A 20,517-nucleotide genomic window follows, 5' to 3' on the forward strand; every position below is an offset into this window, starting at 1 on the left:
CCTTGCCTGCATCTTCTCGATCAGTCCGTGACGACCACATCCATGGGAATGTCGTGGGACTGGGGGTAAATGGTCGGTATGCGAGTCTGTGCGTAGCCGACGCCGATCGTCAGCGGCTTCCTGGGCATGGCCGCGAGCGTGCGGTCGAAGAAGCCGCCGCCATAGCCCAGCCGATAGTGCGCCTCGTCGAAGCCGACCACCGGCGCGATCATGACGTCGGGCTGGACCGCGGGGCCGCGCGACGGCACGAGGATGTTCCAGACACCGCGTTCCAGCGGATCGCCGGGCGTCCATATCCGGTATTCGAGGGGCCAGCCCTTGCGGATGACGACGGGCAGCGCGATGCGTCCGCCGCGCTCGATGACCCTGATCCCCCAGTTGCGCAGGTCGGGCTCGCCTCGGAACGGCCAGTAGGTTCCCACGATCCGCCCGCTGAACTTGCCGATCGTCAGATCGAGCATGCTGGCGATGCGTCCGGAGCGGATCTGCCGCTCCTCCGGCGCGAGCGCGAGGCGCTCATTGATGAGACGCTCGCGCTCGGCCCTCCTCCACTTCGAGACCTCGCTCCAGGCATCCGGCGGGGTCTGCGCATCACGACTGTCGGACGCCAATTCGTGCATGAAGGAAGGTGGCGCCGTGTGTTTGGCTATGATGGCTTCGTCCGCCATGGTCAGTCCCGCTGAGTGCTGGATCTGAGCGTGGCGGCGCTGAAAGAAGAAGGCAAACGGAATTAAATGCTGTATGAGTGCAAATAATTTGCACTAAGCGAGATGCAGCAAATGGACATTGACCGGGCTCGCACGTTTCTGGAGATCGTGCATACAGGCAGCTTTCTCAAGGCTGCCGATCGCCTCCATGTCACTCAGACCACGGTAAGCGCGCGCATCCGAACGCTGGAGGAGGGGCTCGGCCGACAACTCTTCGTGCGCAACCGCAACGGCGCCACGCTGACGCCGGCCGGCCGGGAGTTCGAGCGCTTCGCTCAATCCTTCGTCCAGATATGGGAGCGCGCCCGTCAGCAGCTCACCATTCCGCCGGGGCGCAGTAGCGTCGTGGCGCTGGGAGGCGAGCTCAGCCTTTGGAACCCGCTGCTGCTCGACTGGCTGGTCTGGATGAAGCGGGAACAGCCGAAGATCGCCATTCATGCCCATGTCGGCGTGCCCGACCAGTTGCTGGAGCAGTTGCGTACGGGCGTGCTCGACGTCGCGGTGCTTTACGCGCCCAAGCTTCTGCCCGGCTTCAAGGTCGAGCTGATCGAAGAAGAGCAACTCGTGCTGGTCAGGACCCCGGCCCGGAACGGGGACGAACCGCTGGACTACGTCCATGTCGATTGGGGTCCTTTGTTCGCAGCACAAGGGGGTTTTGGCCAGGCTGCATTCGGCGAGCCTGGACTGATGGTCGGGCTCGGTCCCCTCGGCCTCAGCTACATATTGAGGTCCGGCGGCATGGGCTATTTCCGAAGAGGGGTGGCGGCGCCCCATATCGAGGCCGGGGAGCTGGAGCTCGTCGAAGGAGCGCCGGAATTCACCTATCCGGCCTATGCCGTCTATCCCGAATCCGCAGAGGCGCGCGGCGATCTGCAGGAAGCCTTGCGCGGCCTGAAGGAGGTCGTGGTGGCTGGATAGGCCTAGCCGGCCGCGTCATCCTGGCGGGCGTTCAGCAAAGTGGTGATGACCAGTTCGCGGCCCTGTCGGCTGATGCCGATTTCGCCCGATCTCGTTACCGCAAGCCCCAGCTCGATCAACCGCAAACCCACGGCTTCCGCGAGCGCGGGATACGGTCCACGGTTCATGCGCTTCAACGCAGTCCGTTCCGGCTCGGAAAGATCGTCCCAGCTCACCTGGCTGGCAGAATCGGCCGAGATGGGATCTGTGGCGCTTTCTGTCCTTCGCCGCGATCGGGCCGGCCTCGATCTCAAGGCACGTCGTCCATGGCGACGGTTCCGCCTTCTCCCTCGAGAGTGGCGATCCGGCGGACATCCGCCCGGCTGAATTTGAGCCGGACGCCAACGCCTCCGCCGTTCTCAGCGATGAACAGCGCACCGCCTGCCTCCAGCGCCCGCTCGATCTTCTGTCGGTCGTCGCCGGTCGGTTCAGCGAGCTTGCGTTCGAATGCCTCGATGACGGCGGCGTCGACATCGGCCTTCCGGGCCAGCGTTTCGCGCGTCCATTCCACCAGGGCGCGCGCAGCCCGGCACTGAGCACCTGTAACCACGATCGAAACTGTCTCCTTCACGGTATCCAGTCAGGATGCCGCCCGGAATCGTTTCTGGCAAGCGGTGGGCCGGCGACCTTTTGGCAGCACCACGGGAGAGATCATTCCAACCTGATTGAGTACAAAATTTTTGTGCTCAGCCAGCAATATCATTCGTTTGTCAGCCCCGATTCCGCCGGTAAATGTCTTGCGGCCGACGTGCAGTCGCTGGAACATCCCGGCTGGTCCGCCTGCGGTAGCAAGATGAAGGTCAGGCGGCGTAACGGGGAAGGCGACATGACACAGCGTGATCCCAGGACCATCGCCGCGGCGAACGGAATCGCTTCGGACGAAAATTTTGGCGCGGTGACGCCGCCGATCTATCTCAGCAGCACCTTTGCCTTCTCCGGCTTCGAGAAGCACCGCGGCTACGAGTACAGCCGCACGGCCAATCCCGGCCGCGATCTTCTCGCCGATACGCTCGCCAGGCTTGAAGGCGGCGCCGACGCCATCGTCACCTCGTCGGGAATGGCGGCCGTCGATCTCGTGCTGTCGCTCGCCCGGCGCGACGAACTGATCGTGGCGCCGCATGATTGCTATGGCGGCACCTACAGGCTGCTGTCGGCACGACGCGACAGGGGGCATTTCGACGTCGTCTTCGTCGACCAGTCCGACGCCGCCTCGCTGGCGTCGGCGCTGGCCCGCAAGCCGTCGCTGGTGCTGGTCGAGACGCCGTCCAATCCGCTGATGCGGGTCGTCGACATCCGCGCCATTGCGCGACAGGCGAAGGAGGCCGGCGCAAAGGTCGCCGTCGACAACACCTTCCTGTCGCCGGCCCTGCAGCGGCCGATCGAGCTTGGCGCCGATTTCGTCATCCATTCCACCACGAAATATCTCAACGGCCATTCCGATGTCGTCGGCGGCGCCGTCGTCTGCGCGGCCGGGACCGATGTCGAGGCACTGCGCTTCTGGGCCAACGTCACCGGCGTCACCGGCTCGCCCTTCGACGCCTACCTCACCCTGCGCGGCCTGCGCACTCTGTTCCCACGCATCGAGCGCCAGCAGGCGAATGCCGCCGCGGTCGCCGCCTTCCTGTCGACGCATCCTGCCGTGGCGGCCGTGCACTATCCGGGCCTGGAGTCCCATCCGGGCCATGCCATCGCGCGCAGACAGCAGAGCGGGTTCGGCGCCATGCTGAGTTTCGATCTCGCAGGTGGCGCCGAGGCCGTCCGCCGCTTCGTCGAAAGGGTAGAGACTTTTACCCTCGCCGAGTCGCTTGGCGGCGTGGAGAGCCTTGTCGCGCATCCGGCGACAATGACCCATGCCGGCATGGGGGCGGAAGCCCGCAAAGCGGCCGGCATCGGCGACGGCCTCTTGCGCCTGTCGGTCGGGCTCGAGGCCGAAGCCGACCTTATCGCCGGTCTCGAAGTCGGATTGGCGGCGATAGAAGATCGCCGCCTCTGATCGGGGCAGTGGGCCTCGCTGGCTCCACGGCCAGTGAACAAATCGCCGGCGGCAATCCTCAGCCTTGGGGGTTGCCGTGGACGACCTTTGCCAGCGTCGCCAGCGCAGCCCGGACGTCGGCTTGCTGGAACACGTTTCGCCCGAACATCAAGCCCTTTGCGCCGGCGCCGATCGCGTCCTCCGCGAACCGCACGGTGTCGGCCAGGGTCGCCAAGGCCGGACCCCCGGCTACCGCGATGGGAGCGAGGGACTGCTGCGTGATTTGCCTGAAGCGGGCGGCCTCGCACCAGTCCGTCTTGATCCAGTCGGCTCCGAGTTCGCCGGCCATGCGGCAGTTCATCGCGACAACGTCGGGATCGTCGGCGCGCGCGAAGCCGCCTTTGGCCGCCATCGCCTCGATGACGTGGACGACACCCCATTTTCGGCATTCGGCCGCGACGGCGCCGGCGATCTCGAAGGATCTGGTCTCCTCCTCCGGCCGGTTGTTGCAGGTGAAGAGGTAGGTGATCACCGCCTCCGCGCCCATCTGCACCGCTTCCTCGACGGTCGAGACCAGCCTGTTGTGCGTATCCGGGTAGCCGGTTTTCGTGTCGTGCCGCCACATCGTCGTCTGGTCGAGGCGCAGGATGACCGCCGGTCCGCCGGCAAGCCGGTGCCCATGGCGGACGAGCATGCCGGGGTTGACGATCACTGCGTCGACGCCGGCCTCCACCACGATGTCGATCAGCAGCGCCGGATCGGCGATGCCGGCTATCGGCCCGACCTGCATGCCGTGGTCGAGCGGCACGCATAGCATGCGTCCTGAGCGCTTCTCGAACAGCCGCGCCATCCTGCGAGCCTTGCCGATTTCGGACATTGCTTCCCCTCGTGAATGAAATTGGTCTGCGGGTCCCGGCTCAGACGAGCTCGAGCTTGACGCCTGCCTGCCTCATCTGTTCGACGACGGCCTTGTCGACGGAGTGCGAGACGAGGACGACGTCGAAGACGCTGAGGTCGGCGACATAGTTCAATGCCGAAAAGTGGAACTTGCTCTCGTCGACGAGCAGGATCTTCTTGCGTGCGATCTCGATCATCGCCTGCTTGGCGCGCAGCACCTGTTCGTCCTGCGTGAACATCGACAGGCCCTGGATGGTTGTCGTCGACATCAGCGCGACGTCGACCCGGTAGGACCGGATGGCGCGCTCGCAGGCAAGCCCGAAGAAGCCGTTGTAGGAGCGGTGGAATTTTCCGCCGAGCGCGATCAGGTCGATGTCCGGCGCGTCGCGCAGCTTCTCCATCACCGGCAGCGCGTTGGTGATGATCGTGACCGGCGCCACCTGCTCGATGAATTCGGTCACGTGGAAGGTGGTCGAACTGTCGTCCCAGACGATGGCATTGCCGGATTCGATATGGGCGATCGCGGCGCGCGCCAGCTTGCGCTTCTCGCTGACATGCTGGCGGGTGCGGTAGAGATAGCTGCTTTCGAACAGCATCGACTTCTCGGCCGATACCGAACCGCGCAGACGGCGCACCAGGCCTTGTCCCTGCAGGTCGTTCAGATCGCGATGGATGGTCATCAGGCTGACGTCGAGACGCGTCGCCAGTTCCTTGATCTGCAGGGAAGGGCTTTCCATCAGCAGCCGGATGATCTCGGCGCGACGCTGGTCGGCCTTCGACAGGTGCTGCATGTCGCCGTCCGGTTCGAACAAGACGGGAGCCTCCCTCTCCGTGCTCATGACGCAATGCCTCTAGCATGACTGTGATGCGACGGAAAGAAAAATGTTAAATTATCAAATACTCCGTTGTGCAATGCGATATCGCACATGCGTACATGGAGGCTGATGTCGTCGTGGGAAGGCAGAAAAATCAATGGGTTGTGGCTTGAAGTCGCTATGCTGGTTCGTTCTAACATTGCTTGACTCTTAAATTTTCAGGCTGTTTCAAGCAGTTATAGGTAACAAGAAAAATGAGAAAATATAAGTTTCTTGTTGATATTTTTAACTGTGCTGACTAGCGTCGAGAGAGGGCAGGAGACGGGACGGAGGAGATCGGCCGCCGGCTGGATTGCCCGCCTAACGCTGGAGGAACACCATGAATCACGCAACGCGTACGCGTCTGCTCGCGTCCGCTGCTGTCGCTGCGACGGCGATGGCCGCAAGCGCGGGTCTCGCCCGCGCCGACACCACGCTCACCTTCGTCTGGCATGCCGGAACCTGCGCCGACGCGCTGGTCGAAATCGCCAAGGATTATCCGGACAAGTCGGTCAAGATCGTCCCGGCTCTCGTGCCCTATGGCCCGCAGTGGCACGACAAGATCGCCTCCGAGTTCGCCATCCAGGGCGACGCTTTCGACTTCGCCATGTGGGACAGCCAGTCGACGGCCGAGTTCGCCTCGCACGCCGTCAAGCTCAACGACATGTTCGACCAGTCGAGCTATCTCAAGGCCGACATCTTCCCGCCGGCCTCGCTGTCGCGCTACGGTGAGTATCCGGATGGCTCGGGCGAATTCTACGGGCTGCCGGCCAACCAGGACGCCTACGGCCTGACCTATCGCAAGGACCTCTTCGAGGACCCGAAGGAGCAGGAAGCGTTCAAGGCCAAGTACGGCCGCGACCTCGCGGTTCCACAGACCTACCAGGAAGCCAAGGAAGTCGCCGAATTCTTCACCCGTCCCGACCAGGGCCTCTACGGCTGGGCGCAGATGGGCGGCCGCGATTACGACTTCGCCACCACCGCGTCGAACTCGTTCCTGTGGTCGTTCGGCGGCGAGCTCTACAATCCCGAGACCTTCGAGGTTAAGGGCTACCTCGACTCGCCGGCTTCGGTCGATGGCGTGCAGGCCTTTGTCGACATGTTCAAGTTCGGACCGCCCGGTTCGCAGAACTGGGGCTTCGACGAGGTCAACACCGCGATCCAGCAGGGCCAGGTCGCGATGGCGATGCAGTGGTTCTACTTCAACGGCTCGAACGCCGACCCGAAGGTCTCGAAATTCGCCGACAAGGTGGGCTTCGCGGTGCTTCCGGGCGCCGTCGGTCGCGACGGCAAGTTCCGCCGCCAGTTCTCGGTCGGCGGCCAGGGCATGGGCATCAACAAATATTCCAAGAAACTGCCCGAACTGACCAAGTTCATGGAGTGGTACTTCCAGCCCGAGCAGCAGAAGCGCTACGCGGCGGTCTGCCAGACCGGCCTCAAGGCCGTGCTGGAAAGCCCGGACTGGCAGGGTCTGAACTCCTACAACAGGCAGTTCTCGACGGCGCTGGCCTATCTGAACGACTACTGGCACCTGCCGGAATATCCCGTGCTGCTCGACGAATTGCAGCAGGAGATCTCCGCTGCCGCAGCCGGCACCAAGACCGTGCAGCAGGCGCTGTCGGACGCCGCCGAGAAGAACGAGCGCACGCTCGAGCGCGCCGGCTACGAGATCAAGCGTGGCGAAAGCACCCCGGAGGTTCCCGACCAGACGATCTCGCCGGTCGGCCAGGACAAGGTCGTGCCGGTCGAATAACGGCGTCCTCCCACGGGGCGCGCGGGGAGTATTCCGCGCGCCCTTTCCGTCTTACCGTGCAGGCCGTTCTTAAAGTGGCCAAACGACAAGGTTCGGCATGACGAACTCGCGAACATCGATGGTCGATCTGGTGACGAGGTGGCTCATCCTCGGCCTGCTGATCGTCTACACGATCTACAATGTCGGGCCGATCTTCTGGCTGATCCTCTCGTCCTTCAAGAGCCGCATGGACCTCTTCACCATGCCGCCGAAACTGTTCTTCACGCCTGACTTCAGCGGCTACCAGAGCGTGTTCGGCGTCGGCGCCGCCAAGGACAGCGCGTCGTCGGTCGGCGTCTTCGATTCCCTGGTCAACAGCATCATCGTCTCGGTCGCCGGCACCTCGCTTGCCGTCTTCTTCGGCACGCTTGCCGGCTATGTCTGCTCGCGCTTCAACTTCAGGGGCAAGGGCGACTTCATGTTTTTCGTGCTGTCGACCCGCATGCTGCCGCCGGTCGCGGTGCTCGTCTTCTACCACCTGATGTTCGCGCGGCTCGGCCTCGCCGACACCCGTTTCGGCCTCGTGCTCGTCGCCATCTTCGCCAATATCGGCCTCGCCACCTGGATCATGAAAGGCTTCTTCGACGGGGTGCCTAAGGAGGTCGAGCAGATAGCGATCGTCAACGGCTACACGCGCATGTACGCCTTCACCAGGCTGGTGCTGCCGATGGTGAAGGGCGGCATCGCGGCGACTGCCGGCTTCTGCTTCATCTTCGCGTGGAACGAATTCGCCTTTGCGTCGATCCTGACGACCACCCAGGCCAAGACGCTGCCGGTCAAGATTTCCGCCGCTTCCGGCGCCACCGGCATCGAGTGGACGCAGATCTGCGCGGCCGGCGTCGTGCTCATCATACCGGTGCTGATCTTCTTCTATCTGATCCGCAAGCACCTCCTGATGGGCATGACCTTCGGCGTGCTGGGCAGGAGGTAGACATGGCCGCCGCTGACGCCCCCATCACCCCGGAAGGCCAGGCTGCCGCCCACGCTGCGCGGCAGGCGAAATTGCGCAAGCGTTCCTCCGGCCGCCTGATGATCTTCGGCTTCCTGTCGCCGAGCCTGGCGATCCTGCTCTTCATGGTCGCCTATCCGGTCTTCTCACTGGTCTACTATTCGTTCTTCAACTTCTCCGCGCTTCGCCAGGCGACCATGAAGCCGGTCGGGCTGAAGAACTACACCTTCCTGCTGTCCGATCCGGAGCTTTGGGAGCGCTTCGTCTTCACCGGCAAGTTCGTCTTCATCTGCGTCACCCTGCAGATGCTGATCGGCATTTTCGTCGGCTACCAGCTGCAGAAGAATTTCCGCGGACGCGACGTCATCTTCACCATCCTGATGATGCCGATGATGCTGTCGCCGGTCGTCGTCGGCTTCCTGTGGCGCTACATGCTGAATTCCGAGTGGGGTATCGTCAATTTCCTGCTGTCGTCGGTCGGCCTGCCGAAGGTCGACTGGCTCGGACAGACCAATGCCGCCCTCTGGGCAGCGGCCGCGGCGGACACCTGGATGTGGGCGCCGTTCATCGCGTTGCTGGCCACGGCGGCGTTCCGCGGCATTCCCGAGACGATCTACGAGGCAGCCGAGGTCGACGGGGCCAGCCCCGCCTACCGCTTCTTCCGCATCACCTTGCCGATGTCGGCGCCGGTGCTCTTCATCGCGCTGATCCTGCGCCTGATAGACAGCTTCAAGCAGTACGACCTCTTTGTCGCGCTGACGGGCGGCGGGCCGGGGTCGAGCACCGAGACGGTGTCCTACGCTGTGGCGAAGACGGCGTTCAGCTATTTCTACACCGGCGAGGCGTCGGCTCTCGCGGTCATCCTGCTTCTCATCATCACCGGGCTGTCGCTCATCCTTGTCCGCCACCTGACCAAGATGAGCGAAAAGTACTGATGGCCGAGATCTCGCTCAAGAACCTCACCATCGAGTTCGGCGCCTTCAAGGCGGTGGACGACGTGAGCCTGACGGTCAAGGACGGCGAGTTTGTCGTCTATCTCGGCCCGTCCGGCTGTGGAAAGACGACGACGCTCAGATGCATCGCCGGTCTGGTGCCGGCGACGTCAGGCGACGTGCTGTTCGACGGCGTGCGCGTCAACGAACTGTCGGCGAGCGAGCGCAACATCGCCATGGTGTTCCAGTTCGTCTCGCTCTACCCGCATCTCAGCATCAAGGAGAACATCGTTTTTCCGCTGAAGGCGCGCGGCGTTGCCAAGGCCGAAATCGCGCGCAAGCTCGACTGGGTCACCGACGTGTTCAAGCTCGGCGACGAGCTCGCCCGCTATCCCAGCGCCCTGCCGCCCGGCGCGCGCCAGAAGGTGGCGCTGGCCCGCGCTGTGATCCGCGACCCCGCCGTGCTCCTGCTCGACGAGCCGCTTTCTGCCATCGACGAGCAGTTCCGCGAGGAGATGCGCTGGGAGCTCGGCCACCTGCAGCGCCAGCTCGGCGTCACCACGATCTACGTCACGCACGATCAGCGCGAGGCGATGTCGCTCGCCGACCGCATTGTGCTCATGAACGATAGTCGCATCGTCCAGGTTTCGGTGCCCGACCGCATGTTCTTCGATCCTGTCAACGTCTTCGCCGGCCAGTTCATCGGCTCCCCTTCGATGAACCTCATCGACCTTGAGCCAGTGGCCGGCGGGCTGAGGCTCGGCAGCAGCGACGTCACGCTGACGGCCGAACGCGACCGCCTGCCGCAATGGGCGCTCTCGGCCAGGCGGCCGCTGAAGCTCGGGGTCAGGCCGATCAACGTCCACCTGACCGACGATCCGGCCGCCGGCGTCGTCCTTCCGGTCGACGACGTGTTTTCGGTGGGCCGCGAGCGGTTCTTCTCCTTCCGCATCGGCGATACCATCCATCAGGGCGTCGACAAGCGAAGTTCCCGCAACGGCTCGGAAGGCCGCATCCATTTCGAACCCGAGGGGCTTCTGTTCTTCGACGCAGCCACCGGCCGGCGGGTCGGCGCGGAGGACGCGGCATGAGCGCCGGCCCGATGCTCCAGCTTCAGGGATTGAAGAAGGCCTACAAGGGCAAGGCCGCGTTGCGTGGCCTCGACCTCACCGTCAACGACAATGAGATCTTCGCGCTGCTCGGCCCGACAGGCGCCGGCAAGAGCTCGACGCTGCTGGCGTCCGCCGGGCTGATCGAGCTCGATGCCGGTCGTGTCGACCTCGCCGGCCGCGACGTCACCGACGCCGATCCGGCGAGCCGCGACGTCGCCATCGTCTTCGAAGGCTTCAACCTGCTGCCGGTTCTCGACGTGAAGGACAACATCGCCTTCGCGCTGCGTTCGCCGGAGTTCCGTGAAGCGGAGGACGAGATCGCAAGGCGGGTCGGCCGCACGGCGGAGCTGCTCAGGATATCGCATTTGCTCGATCGCGACGTCGGCACGCTTTCAGGCGGCGAACGGCAGCGCGTCGCCATCGCCCGCGCGCTGGTCCGCCGTCCCGTCATGTTCCTGCTCGACGAACCGCTGTCAGCGCTGGATTTGAAGCTGCGCGAGGGCCTCCGGGCCGAACTCCGGCAGATCCACCGGCAGTACCGCTCCACCATGCTTTATGCGACGCACGATTATCACGGCGCCATCGCGATCGCCGATCGCATCGGCATCATCGACGGCGGCGTCCTTCAGCAGGCCGGTCCGATCGAGGAAATCTATCGGCTGCCGGCCAATGTCCTCGTCGGCAAGCTGATCGGCAGCCCGTCGATGGCTTTTCTGGAGGCGCATGTGGAAAGCGGCCATGTCGTCATCAAGGGGGCCGAGCAGCGGCTGCCGATCGGCGAGTTCGGCACGGTGGCCCCCGGAAGCGGGAAAGTGCTTCTCGGCGTCTGGCCGGAAGATATCGAAGTCGGGCCTGCCGGTGCGGAGGGCGCGAGCGCTGGCACGGTCTACGCGGTCGACAATCGCGGCTTCGAGCGGGCCATCCAGGTCGAGACGCCGGCCGGTTCGTTCCGCAAGGTGGTGCCGCTGTCCATGCCCGTTGCGCAGGGCGACGCCTGCTCCTTCCGCATCCCGGCGAGGGCGGGGTTCCTGTTCGATGCCGAGAGCGGCAGGCGCATCTCCCAGACCGGGGAAGGCGGACGCTGATGGCCTCTTTTTTCAGCAAGAAATGGCTTTACCGGCTGGCGTCGACGTTGATCCTGGGCGGCTTTGCGATGCTTTGCCAGCCGTTCACGCATGCTCTCTTCGTGCTGGGATTTCCGGTCCTGCTCGCTGGCGTCGTCGTGTTCATGATCCTCGACCATGTGCCGGATGGAAGGATCGAGGAGGACAAGAATGGCTAATCCGAAGAAGATATTGAACGATCCGAAGAAGGTCGTCGCCGAGATGATCGATGGGCTGGTGCTCGCCAATGACGGACGGGTGCGCAAGCTGCCCGATCATGCGGCGATCGTCCGCACCGATCTGCCCGACAGCAAGGTCGCGCTGCTCATCGGCGGCGGCAGCGGACACGAGCCGCTGTTCCACGGTTTCGTCGGCCGGAACATGGGCGACGGCGCGGCGTGCGGCCAGGTCTTCGCCGCACCGGCGCCGGACATCATCTACGAAGCCGCCAAGGCTGTACATCGCGGCAAGGGCATCCTGTTCCTCTACGGGAACTATGCCGGCGACAACATGAACTTCGACATCGCGGCCGAGATGCTGGAGGACGACGGCATCGACGTCCGCACGGTGCGCGTTACCGACGACGTCGCCGCCGCGCCGCCGGAGCGCACGCATGACCGCCGCGGCATTGCCGGCGACATCTACATGATCAAGATCGTTGGCGGGGCCGCGTCCGAACTGGACACGCTCGATGAGGTCGAGCGTGTTGCGCGCAAGGCGGTCGCCAACGTCCGTTCGATCGGCGTCGCGGTCGCCGCCGGCTCCATCCCCGAGACCGGCAAGCTCACCTTCGAGCTGGCCGACGACGAGATCGAGATCGGCATGGGCGCGCATGGCGAGGCCGGCGTGGCGCGCCAAAAGATGAAGTCGGCGGACGCCGTCGCCGACGAGCTTCTCCAGAAGCTCTTGTCCGACCTTCCCTTCAAAGCCGGCGACGAGGTCGCGTTGCTGATCAACAATCTCGGCGCCACGACGATGATGGAGATGCTCATCGTCAACCGCCGCATACGCCAGATCCTGGAGCGCGAAGGCATCAAGGTGCATCGGAGCGACGTCGGCACCTGGCTGACCGTGCAGGAGATGGCCGGTTTCTCGGTGACGCTGATGAGGCTGGACGACGAGCTCAAGCACTATCTCGATATGCCCGCCGAGTCCCTCGGCTATTCCAGGATGTAGCCCGACATGGCTGATACGCTCGATCTCAAGGCTTCGACCGACATGCTGAGGACTGTCTCGCGTTCGGTCATCGACCAGACCGACGTGCTGACCGACGCCGACCTCGCGATCGGCGACGGCGACCACGGCATCGGCATGCGGCGCGGTTTCGAGGGCGCGCTGGAGAGCCTCGACGCGACACCGCCCGATTCCATCGAGAATGCGCTCAAGGCGGTCGGCACCGCGATCCTGTCTAAGACGGGCGGCGCTGCCGGGGCGATCTTCGGCACGCTGTTTCGCGCCGGCTCGAAGCCGCTGGCCGGCCGCGACAGGCTGGATGGCGAAGGTTTTGCGGCCTTCCTGGAAACCGGGCTTGAGGCCGTCTTGAAGCGTGGCGGCGTGACCGAGGGCCAGAAGACCATGATCGACGCCATCGCGCCCGCGGCCCGCGCGGCGCGGACCAGCAGCGGCGAGGGGCTGCCGGCGACAGTCGCCGCTGCGGCCGCAGCTTCGCTCGAGGGCGTCGAGGCGACGAAGAACATGATCGCCACGACCGGCAAGGCACGCTCGCTCGGCGAGCGCAGTCTCGGTCATCCCGATCCGGGCGCGATCTCGGTCTCGCTCATCCTCAAGGCGATGCAGGATTTCACCGCGAAGGCCTGAAGGCCGCGCGGCCAGTACGAAAGGGTTCAGACATGGCAGACCTCTGCGACAACAAGGGCGGCAAGGCCGTTGCCATGTTCCACCTGGAGCCAGTCAAGGCAGCCTGATCATGGTTCATCCCGAGGCATATCCGGAACAGGGTCCGCTGGGCGGCAAACGCGTCGTCGTGACTGGCGCGGCGAGCGGCATAGGCCGCGAGATCGCGCGCGTCTTTGCCGGCGCCGGCGCCGCCGTCGCCATCCTCGACATCAACGAAGCGGCGCTCGCAAAGGTGGCCGCCGACAATGGCTGCCGGCCATATCTCTGCGACGTCACCGATCCTGCCGCGGTTGCCGGCGTGTTCGAAGCCGTCGCGGCGGACATGGGCGGCCTCGACATACTTGTCTCGAATGCCGGATCGGCCGGGCAGGGGGCCATCGGCGACCTGCCGATCGAGGAGTTGCGGCGCAGCTTCGAGTTGAATTTCTTCGGCCACCAGAACGCCTGCCAGGCGGCCATCAAGATCTTCCGGCGGCAGGGCCGGGGCGGCACGATCCTCTTTAACATCTCCAACCAGTCGGTCAATCCGGGCAAGGATTTCGGACCCTACGGCATACCGAAGGCGGCGACGCTGGCGCTCATGAAGCAGTATGCGGTCGACCACGGCCGCGAGGGCATCCGCGCCAACGGCATCAATGCCGGGCGCATTCGCAGCGGCCTGATGACCGACCAGATGATCGTCGAGCGCGCGGGCGCCCGGGGCCTGACGCCGCACGAATACATGGCGGGCAACCTGCTCGGCGTCGAGGTGACCGCCAGCGACATTGCCGACGCGTTCCTGCATCTCGCCCAGATGGACAAGGTCAACGCCGCCGTGCTCACTGTCGATGGCGGTGTCATGGCGACATCGCTGCGGTAGGCAAGCCACCGCTCCGGTAGCCAACGAAGTGCAGGTAAGATGACGACGATCCACGACGCACCCGAAGACTTCGCCGCCGCCGCGCTGGCGGGCTTTTGCGCCATACACGGACGCAACGTACGCCTGGTGAGGGGCGGCGTGGTCCGCTCCACCGAAACGCCCAAGGGCAAGGTCTCGCTGGTTGTCGGCGGCGGTTCCGGCCATTTCCCGGCCTTCGCTGGCTATGTCGGTCCGGGCCTCGCCGACGCTGCCGTGGCGGGCGACGTGTTCGCCTCGCCGTCGACCGCCGCCGTCGCGCGCGTCTGCCGTCATGCCGACCATGGCGGCGGCATGATCCTGGGTTTCGGCAACTACGCCGGCGACGTGCTGAATTTCAGCGTCGCGGCCGAACGCCTGCGCGCCGAGGGGATCGACGTGCGCATCGTGCCGGTGACCGACGACGTCGCCAGCGCGCCGGCTGAAACCGCCGCGAAGCGCCGCGGCATCGCCGGCACCGTCCTCGTCTACAAGGTCGCCGGCGCGGCGGCCGAGGCCGGCTTGCCGCTCGACGAGGTCGAGCGCATCACCCGCCACGCCAACGACCGGACCGTCTCCTTCGGGGTGGCGTTCGGCGGCTGCACGCTGCCCGGTGCGTCCGCCCCGCTGTTCACCGTTCCCGACGGCAAGATGGGGGTGGGGCTAGGCATTCACGGAGAGCCGGGCATCCGCGAGGAGAAGACGCCGCCCGCCAGCGAACTCGCGAAGGTGCTGGTCGGCACGCTGGTTGCCGAGCGGCCCGCCGGCGCCAGGAAAGCCGCGGCGCTGCTCAACGGCCTGGGCGCGACGAAATACGAGGAACTCTTCGTTCTCTGGCAGGCGGTCGCTGCCGAATTGAAGGTGCATGGGCTTGAGATCGTCGAACCGGAGGCCGGCGAGTTCGTAACCAGCCTCAACATGCAGGGCTGCTCGCTCAGCCTCATGTGGCTGGACGACGAACTGGAGCGATACTGGCGCGCGCCGAGCGATGCCCCCGTGCTGCGCAAGGGCGTGGCCATCGAGGCGAGACCGGCGACGGACATATTGGAGGATCGCGAAGACCAGGCCGTGTACGGTCCGGCGTCGGACGCATCCAGGGAGAGCGGCCGTTGCATCGCGTCTCTCATTGCCGGCTTGGCCGCCGCCCTTCATGCGGCGGAGGACGAGCTTGGCCGCATCGACGCCGTCGCGGGCGACGGAGACCACGGCCAGGGCATGAGCCGCGGCTCGGCAGCGGCGTCTGCCGCCGCCTCGAAGGCGGTCGCCGCCGGTGCCGGAGCCGCCAGCGTGCTTGCCGCGGCAGGCGATGCCTGGGCGGACCGGGCAGGCGGCACGTCCGGCGCCCTGTGGGGCCTGCTCCTGCGGGCATGGAGCGGCGCGTTCGCCGATGACAAGGCAGTCAGCCCGGACGCCGTCGTGGCCGGTGCGCGCCTAGCCCTTGACGGTGTGACGCGGCTTGGCCGGGCCCGCCTCGGCGACAAGACGCTGGTGGATGCTTTCGTGCCCTTCGTCGAAACGCTGGAGAAGAGCAGCGCCGCTGGCAAGCCGCTCGCGGAGGCCTGGGGCGATGCCGCCCGGGCAGCGAAGTCCGCTGCCGAGGCCACTAGGGCGATGACGCCGAAAATCGGCCGCGCCAGGCCGCTTGCCGAGCGCAGCGTGGGACATCCGGATGCCGGCGCTGTGTCGCTCGCGCTGTCGGCGGAGACCGCCGTTTCGTTTCTCCGGAAGCCGCAGGGCTAGCCGCGGCGGGCGGATCGTCTCTTGCGGCATATGCGCGAAGAACCGGTGAGAGCCGAAGGACCAGGAATGCAGACCTGCTGGGTCGGAACGAGCTGGAAGATGCACAAGACCCTTGGCGAGAGCTTGGCTTTTGCCGAGGCGCTTGTGGCTTTCATGCCCGGCCTCGACAGGCGCATCCAGCCCTTCGTCTTGCCCTCGTTCACGGCGGTTCGCGAGGTGAAGCGCGCGCTTGCGCAGACCCGCGTGAAGGTCGGCGCGCAAAACATGCATTGGGCCGACGAGGGCGCGTGGACGGGCGAGGTTTCGCCGGTCATGCTCAGGGATTGCGGCCTGGACCTCGTCGAACTGGGCCACAGCGAGCGGCGTGCGCATTTCGGCGAGACGGACCGTACCGTCGGGCTGAAGACGGCCGCCGCCGTCCGCCATGGCTTGACGCCGCTTGTCTGCGTCGGCGAGACACAGGCCGAGCTGGACAGCGGCCGGGTAGAAGAGGTCCTGACGGACCAGGTCCTGGGCGCGCTCCAGTTTCTGGACGAAGACACAGCCGCCGACGTCCTCTTCGCCTACGAGCCGGTGTGGGCGATTGGCGAAGGCGGAACCCCGGCGAGTTCCAGCTATGCCGATGGACGGCAGGCGTTGATCAAGTCGGTCGCCGCGACCCGGCTGGGCAAGGCCGCGACCGTCCTCTACGGCGGCAGCGTTAACGCGCGGAACGCCGCCGATCTGATCCGGCAGCCGAACATCGACGGCTTGTTCATCGGCCGTGCCGCCTGGCGCGTCGAGCACCTGCAACAGATCCTGAACGTGGTCTCGGCGTCCCTCGACGAAAAGGTGGCGGGCACCTCAGCCAAGCAAATGGAGCGACAGCGATGAAGATAGTGATTGGCGCGGACAGCGCCGGCAAGCCGTTGCTGGACGTCATCGCGGCGCACCTTGCCACCAAGCCGGAGCACAGCGTCACCGATCTCAGCCAGGCCGGCTACTATGCCGATCTCGCCGCCAAGGTCGGTGGGGACATCCTCCAGGGCCAGTTCGATCGCGGCATTCTGTTCTGTGGCACGGGCATCGGCGTCTGCATTTCGGCCAACAAAGTGCCCGGCATCCGCGCGGCGCTGACCCACGACACCTATTCGGCGGAAAGGGCGGCCAAGTCGAACAACGCCCAGATCATCACCATGGGGGCCAGGGTCATCGGGCCTGAACTCGCCAAGTCGATCGTCGATTCCTGGCTGGCGTCGGAATTCGATCCCGAAGGTCCGTCGGCAGGTAATGTGAAGGCCATCGACAGGCTGGATGCCGGACGCTAGCGCTCGTTGGCGCTTCCGGCCTGTGGGTGGTCGGGCAGAGCTAGAGCAGCGCCATGGCGACCGCCAGCAGGGCCACGGCAAGCGCCGCCATGCTGGGTATGATGACCGCGGCTCCCAAGCCAAATGCCAGTCCCGCGATCCAGTCGAATGGCCTGTCGGCTGATCTCGTCACGATTTTTTCCCTTCCTTCTCATTTGCCGACCTAGTGTGATCGGCCGACGGGGCGTTCCTCGTCTCGTCACGAAGAGGCGCCTCGGCTTCGGCCAGCAGCACCCGCTCGGCGGCGCCGTCGAGGTCGTCATACTGGCCGCTGCGCATCGACCACAGGAACGCGGCCAGTCCGACGACGCCCATTCCCAAAGCGATCGGCACCAGCCAGACTAGGTAGCTCATACCGCCTCCGCGAGGCGAAGGCTGCCTCCGGTCGTGGCAGCCGTGGCATCGCTCTCCGCGTGGGGGAGGCGCATCGCATTGGCCACGACAAGGATCGACGACGCCGACATGGCGACGGCGGCCATCAACGGCGTCACGTAGCCGGCCATGGCGATCGGTACGACGAGAACGTTGTAGGCGACCGCGAGGGCGAGATTCTGCTTCACCAGGCGCGACGCCTGGCGTGCGACGGTCACCGCCTGCGGCACGGCCCCGAGGCTCGAACCCAGGAACACCAGGTCGGCCGCATTGCGCCCGACGTCGGCCGCCGAGGAGGGCGCCATGGAGACGTGCGCGGCTGCGAGCGCAGGCGCGTCGTTCAGTCCGTCGCCGACCATCAGCACGCGCCGGCCGGCCTTTTCCAGATCCGCGAGGTGCCTGACCTTGTCATCCGGCAGCGCGCCGTGGCGCGCCGCGCCGATGTCCAGCGTCCGGGCAACCCTGCCGACTTCCTCTTCGCGGTCGCCGGACAGCACTTCCGTTGCCAGTCCCAGGCCGCCGAGCTTCCTGACCGCATCCCTCGCGCCGGTGCGCAGATCGTCGGCGATCCTGAACCAGCCGGCGGGTTTGCCGTCCTTCGAAAACCAGACGGAGCCTTCGCCGCCCTCGTCGGTGAGCGTCCCGCAGGCCCATTCCTTCCTGCCGAGCCGATATTGGCTCCCGCCCACACGACCTTCGACGCCGCGTCCGGGAATCTCGTGGAAATCCTCGACCGACGCTTCCGATCTGCCCAGCGCGGCGACCGCGCGCGATGCTGGATGCCGGGAGAGTGCGGCGATTGCCGCTGCATTGGCGAGATCGCCCGGGCTCACATCATGCCGTTCGACACGCGCGCTGCCCGTGGTCAGCGTACCAGTCTTGTCGAAAACGACCGTATCGATCTCGGCCAGCCGCTCCAGCGCGCTGCCGTCCTTCAGCGTGATGCCCTTGTCGAACAGCCGCCGCGCGGCCATGACCTGCACCATGGGCACGGCAAGGCCGAGCGCGCAGGGGCAGGTGATGATCAGCACGGAAATCGCCACCGTGACCGCCTGGTGCCAGTCGCCAGTGAGCAGGAACCAGCCGGTGCCGGTGGCCAGCGCGAGCAGGTGGATGACCGGAGAATAGAGTGCCGCCGCGCGGTCGGCTATGCGGCGGTAGCGGGCGCGCCCGTTCTCGGCCGCTTCCATCAGCCTGACCATGTCGGCGAGGAACGAGTCCCGCGCCGGCCTGGTCGTGCGGATGGTCAGCGCGCCGTCGAGGTTCAGCGTGCCGGACAGCACTTCGGTACCCGCCGCCGAGGCCTGCGGCACGGATTCGCCGCTTACCACCGAAAAGTCGAGGCTGCCGGCGCCGTCCACCACGATGCCGTCCACTGGTATCCTGTCGCCCGGAGCGACGGCGATGGTGTCGCCTGGCTGGATGTCGCCGAGGCTGCGATACTCGCGAACCCCGCCGGCGCCGACGACCGTCGCGCCCCGCGGCATCATCCGGGCGAGGCCGGTGACGGCGTTGCGCGCCTTCCTGCGCATGGCGTGATCCAGCGTGCGCCCGGCCAGCAGGAAGAAGATCAGCGACGTCACAGCGTCGAAATAGGCATGGGCGCCGCCGGAAAACGTGTCGTAGAGGCTGAGCCCGAGCGCCAGCAGGATGCCTACGGAAATCGGCAGGTCCATGTTGGAGCTGCGCTTTCGCACTGCGCTCCATGCCGAGGCGAAGAACACGCGCCCCGAATAGGCGACCGCGGGGATCGCGAGCAGGGCCGAGATCAGGTGGAAGGCGTGGCGGGTCGCCGCGTCGGCGCCCGACCATACCGAGACCGACAGCAGCATGATGTTCATGGCGGCGAAGCCGGCAACCGCGGTTGCCCGCAGCAGCCGCGACATTTCGGGGTCGCGTCCGCCGTCATCCGACTCGGCCAGGAACGCGTCGTATCCTGCCGCCTGCAAGGCATCGATCATGGGCGGCACGTGATCCTTGCCGCGCCAGCGCACCGAGACCCGCCGGGAGGTGAGGTTCAGCCGGGCGGCGACGACGCCGTCGAGCCGCCGCAGGCTGTTCTCGATCGTCGTTATGCAGGCGCCGCAACGGGCCTGCGGCACCGACAGGTCAGTCTGGAAGATTCCGTCCCCGAGGTTGCGGCTGGCGAGGACGATCTCGTCCCCGTCGGCCGTGCGCCCCGGAATGAGCGCCAGCGCGGCTTCCGTTCCCGGCGCGCAGCAGCTCATCGTGTCATTCCTCCGGTAATGCCACGGCGCGGTAGGCGTGCCAGGTCGCGTGGCCGAGCAGCGGGAAGATGACGATCATGCCGATCAGGCCGGTCGCGACGCAGATGCCGAACAGCACCAGCACCATGGCGCCCCAGGCGATCATGGGCAGCGGGTTGTTCCAAACCAGCCTCATGCTCGTGCCCATCGCGGTCAGCGCGTCGATGCGACGGTCGAGAAGCATGGGGACCGCGAAGACGCTGATGGCGAAGGCGAAGGCCGCGAACAGGCCGCCGATCGCGGTCCCCACGATCACCATCGTCCATCCGTAGGCGGTGCCGAACAGGACGCCGACCACGTGGTCGAGGCCGGGGAAGGCGGTTACGCCGAAGAACAGCGCCCACAGCAGCACTGCCGCCCGCGCCCACAGGAGCATCAGCAGGCAGAGCAGCAGCCCGGTGAAGAAGATCTGCGCGCCGGCGCGCGGGCGAACCCTCAGCATCGCGCCGAGGCCGATATCCTTGCCTTCGCCGATCGCGCGGCTTTTCTCATAGAGCCCGATCGCCAGGAAGGGCGCCACGATCAGGAACCCCGCCAGGGCCGGAAACAGGATGTAGTCGCGGCCGAACTCGACGAGCGTCCAGACGAACGCCACCGACAGCAGGAAGACTCCGATGCCGTATGCGATGCTGGAGGCGGGGTGTGTCCAGAAATCACGCCAGCCGGCGGCCAGCCAGCGCAGGCCTTCCAGCATCGGCAGATGCCGCTGAAGCCGCGGGTCGCGGGTCTCGCCGATGCCGGACGTCTCGCTGAGCAGCCAGTAGGATTTTTCGCTTTCGCTCATGT

23 protein-coding genes are annotated in these 20,517 nt (G+C 65.8%); 14 read left to right on the forward strand and 9 right to left on the reverse strand.

Annotation, left to right across the window (positions count from 1 at the left end):
* Positions 1-20: 20 nt before the first annotated feature.
* Positions 21-668, reverse strand: a complete 648-nt coding sequence (locus D8676_RS07625) for a 5-formyltetrahydrofolate cyclo-ligase (RefSeq protein ID WP_121580234.1) — start codon at positions 666-668, stop codon at positions 21-23.
* Between the two features lie 111 nt (positions 669-779).
* Between D8676_RS07625 and D8676_RS07630 the strand changes: the two genes are divergently transcribed.
* Positions 780-1,625, forward strand: a complete 846-nt coding sequence (locus D8676_RS07630) for a LysR family transcriptional regulator (RefSeq protein ID WP_183097021.1) — start codon at positions 780-782, stop codon at positions 1,623-1,625.
* Positions 1,626-1,627: 2 nt separating this feature from the next.
* Here the strand turns inward: D8676_RS07630 and D8676_RS27240 are convergent, their stop codons facing one another.
* Positions 1,628-1,801: a hypothetical protein gene (locus tag D8676_RS27240; protein WP_183097022.1), complete on the reverse strand. Its 174-nt coding sequence runs from the start codon at positions 1,799-1,801 to the stop codon at positions 1,628-1,630.
* Between the two features lie 113 nt (positions 1,802-1,914).
* Positions 1,915-2,235, reverse strand: a complete 321-nt coding sequence (locus tag D8676_RS07635; protein ID WP_245426662.1) for an XRE family transcriptional regulator — start codon at positions 2,233-2,235, stop codon at positions 1,915-1,917.
* Between the two features lie 255 nt (positions 2,236-2,490).
* Between D8676_RS07635 and metB the strand changes: the two genes are divergently transcribed.
* Complete coding sequence (gene metB / locus D8676_RS07640; RefSeq protein ID WP_121580466.1) at positions 2,491-3,657, forward strand: cystathionine gamma-synthase; 1,167 nt, start codon at positions 2,491-2,493, stop codon at positions 3,655-3,657.
* A gap of 58 nt (positions 3,658-3,715) precedes the next feature.
* On the opposite strand, the gene D8676_RS07645 is transcribed toward metB, so the two are convergent.
* A complete protein-coding gene (locus D8676_RS07645; protein ID WP_121580236.1) occupies positions 3,716-4,513 on the reverse strand; it encodes a fructose-bisphosphate aldolase in 798 nt (265 codons plus the stop codon).
* Between the two features lie 40 nt (positions 4,514-4,553).
* Positions 4,554-5,372: a DeoR/GlpR family DNA-binding transcription regulator gene (locus tag D8676_RS07650; RefSeq protein ID WP_121580237.1), complete on the reverse strand. Its 819-nt coding sequence runs from the start codon at positions 5,370-5,372 to the stop codon at positions 4,554-4,556.
* Positions 5,373-5,727: 355 nt separating this feature from the next.
* On the opposite strand from D8676_RS07650, the gene D8676_RS07655 reads away from it, so the two are divergent.
* The 12 genes from D8676_RS07655 (at position 5,728) to D8676_RS07710 (ending at position 17,053) form a co-directional block, all read left to right on the forward strand.
* Positions 5,728-7,140 (forward strand): extracellular solute-binding protein, encoded by a 1,413-nt coding sequence (locus D8676_RS07655; protein ID WP_121580238.1) that lies wholly within the window; start codon positions 5,728-5,730, stop codon positions 7,138-7,140.
* Positions 7,141-7,237: 97 nt separating this feature from the next.
* Positions 7,238-8,110, forward strand: a complete 873-nt coding sequence (locus tag D8676_RS07660) for a carbohydrate ABC transporter permease (protein WP_121580239.1) — start codon at positions 7,238-7,240, stop codon at positions 8,108-8,110.
* Between the two features lie 2 nt (positions 8,111-8,112).
* Entirely contained in the window at positions 8,113-9,063 is a 951-nt protein-coding gene (locus tag D8676_RS07665; protein WP_121580240.1) for a sugar ABC transporter permease, read from the forward strand.
* A complete protein-coding gene (locus tag D8676_RS07670) occupies positions 9,063-10,151 on the forward strand; it encodes an ABC transporter ATP-binding protein (RefSeq protein WP_121580241.1) in 1,089 nt (362 codons plus the stop codon). The genes D8676_RS07665 and D8676_RS07670 overlap by 1 nt, the downstream gene beginning before the upstream one ends.
* The gene (locus D8676_RS07675; RefSeq protein WP_183097023.1) at positions 10,148-11,257 is read left to right on the forward strand and encodes an ABC transporter ATP-binding protein; all 1,110 of its coding nucleotides are present in this window, start codon (positions 10,148-10,150) and stop codon (positions 11,255-11,257) included. The genes D8676_RS07670 and D8676_RS07675 overlap by 4 nt, the downstream gene beginning before the upstream one ends.
* Positions 11,257-11,454, forward strand: a complete 198-nt coding sequence (locus D8676_RS07680; protein ID WP_121580243.1) for a hypothetical protein — start codon at positions 11,257-11,259, stop codon at positions 11,452-11,454. Before D8676_RS07675 ends, D8676_RS07680 begins: the two co-directional genes overlap by 1 nt.
* The gene (locus tag D8676_RS07685; protein WP_121580244.1) at positions 11,447-12,451 is read left to right on the forward strand and encodes a dihydroxyacetone kinase subunit DhaK; all 1,005 of its coding nucleotides are present in this window, start codon (positions 11,447-11,449) and stop codon (positions 12,449-12,451) included. Before D8676_RS07680 ends, D8676_RS07685 begins: the two co-directional genes overlap by 8 nt.
* Positions 12,452-12,457: 6 nt before the next feature.
* On the forward strand, positions 12,458-13,093 hold the full coding sequence (gene dhaL, locus D8676_RS07690) for a dihydroxyacetone kinase subunit DhaL (RefSeq protein WP_121580245.1): 636 nt from the start codon (positions 12,458-12,460) through the stop codon (positions 13,091-13,093).
* 109 nt (positions 13,094-13,202) lie between these two features.
* Positions 13,203-13,991 carry an SDR family oxidoreductase gene (locus D8676_RS07695; RefSeq protein ID WP_121580246.1) on the forward strand — a complete coding sequence of 263 codons (789 nt, stop codon included), beginning with the start codon at positions 13,203-13,205 and terminating at the stop codon, positions 13,989-13,991.
* A gap of 39 nt (positions 13,992-14,030) precedes the next feature.
* Positions 14,031-15,746: a dihydroxyacetone kinase family protein gene (locus tag D8676_RS07700; RefSeq protein ID WP_121580247.1), complete on the forward strand. Its 1,716-nt coding sequence runs from the start codon at positions 14,031-14,033 to the stop codon at positions 15,744-15,746.
* Positions 15,747-15,812: 66 nt separating this feature from the next.
* Complete coding sequence (locus tag D8676_RS07705) at positions 15,813-16,619, forward strand: triose-phosphate isomerase (RefSeq protein ID WP_121580248.1); 807 nt, start codon at positions 15,813-15,815, stop codon at positions 16,617-16,619.
* Positions 16,616-17,053 (forward strand): RpiB/LacA/LacB family sugar-phosphate isomerase, encoded by a 438-nt coding sequence (locus D8676_RS07710; protein WP_121580249.1) that lies wholly within the window; start codon positions 16,616-16,618, stop codon positions 17,051-17,053. The genes D8676_RS07705 and D8676_RS07710 overlap by 4 nt, the downstream gene beginning before the upstream one ends.
* A gap of 40 nt (positions 17,054-17,093) precedes the next feature.
* Here the strand turns inward: D8676_RS07710 and D8676_RS27840 are convergent, their stop codons facing one another.
* The 4 genes from D8676_RS27840 to D8676_RS07725 are packed head-to-tail and all read right to left on the reverse strand — an operon-like array spanning position 17,094 to position 20,515.
* Entirely contained in the window at positions 17,094-17,225 is a 132-nt protein-coding gene (locus D8676_RS27840) for a hypothetical protein (protein ID WP_281034278.1), read from the reverse strand.
* Positions 17,222-17,446, reverse strand: coding sequence for a cbb3-type cytochrome oxidase assembly protein CcoS (ccoS, locus tag D8676_RS07715; RefSeq protein ID WP_121580250.1), 225 nt, complete (start codon positions 17,444-17,446; stop codon positions 17,222-17,224). The genes D8676_RS27840 and ccoS overlap by 4 nt, the downstream gene beginning before the upstream one ends.
* A complete protein-coding gene (locus D8676_RS07720; RefSeq protein ID WP_121580251.1) occupies positions 17,443-19,692 on the reverse strand; it encodes a heavy metal translocating P-type ATPase in 2,250 nt (749 codons plus the stop codon). Before D8676_RS07720 ends, ccoS begins: the two co-directional genes overlap by 4 nt.
* A gap of 4 nt (positions 19,693-19,696) precedes the next feature.
* A complete protein-coding gene (locus tag D8676_RS07725; RefSeq protein ID WP_121580252.1) occupies positions 19,697-20,515 on the reverse strand; it encodes a DUF2189 domain-containing protein in 819 nt (272 codons plus the stop codon).
* Positions 20,516-20,517: the final 2 nt, after the last annotated feature.

Source organism: Mesorhizobium sp. YM1C-6-2 (assembly GCF_003666685.1).
GTDB lineage: Bacteria > Pseudomonadota > Alphaproteobacteria > Rhizobiales > Rhizobiaceae > Mesorhizobium_K.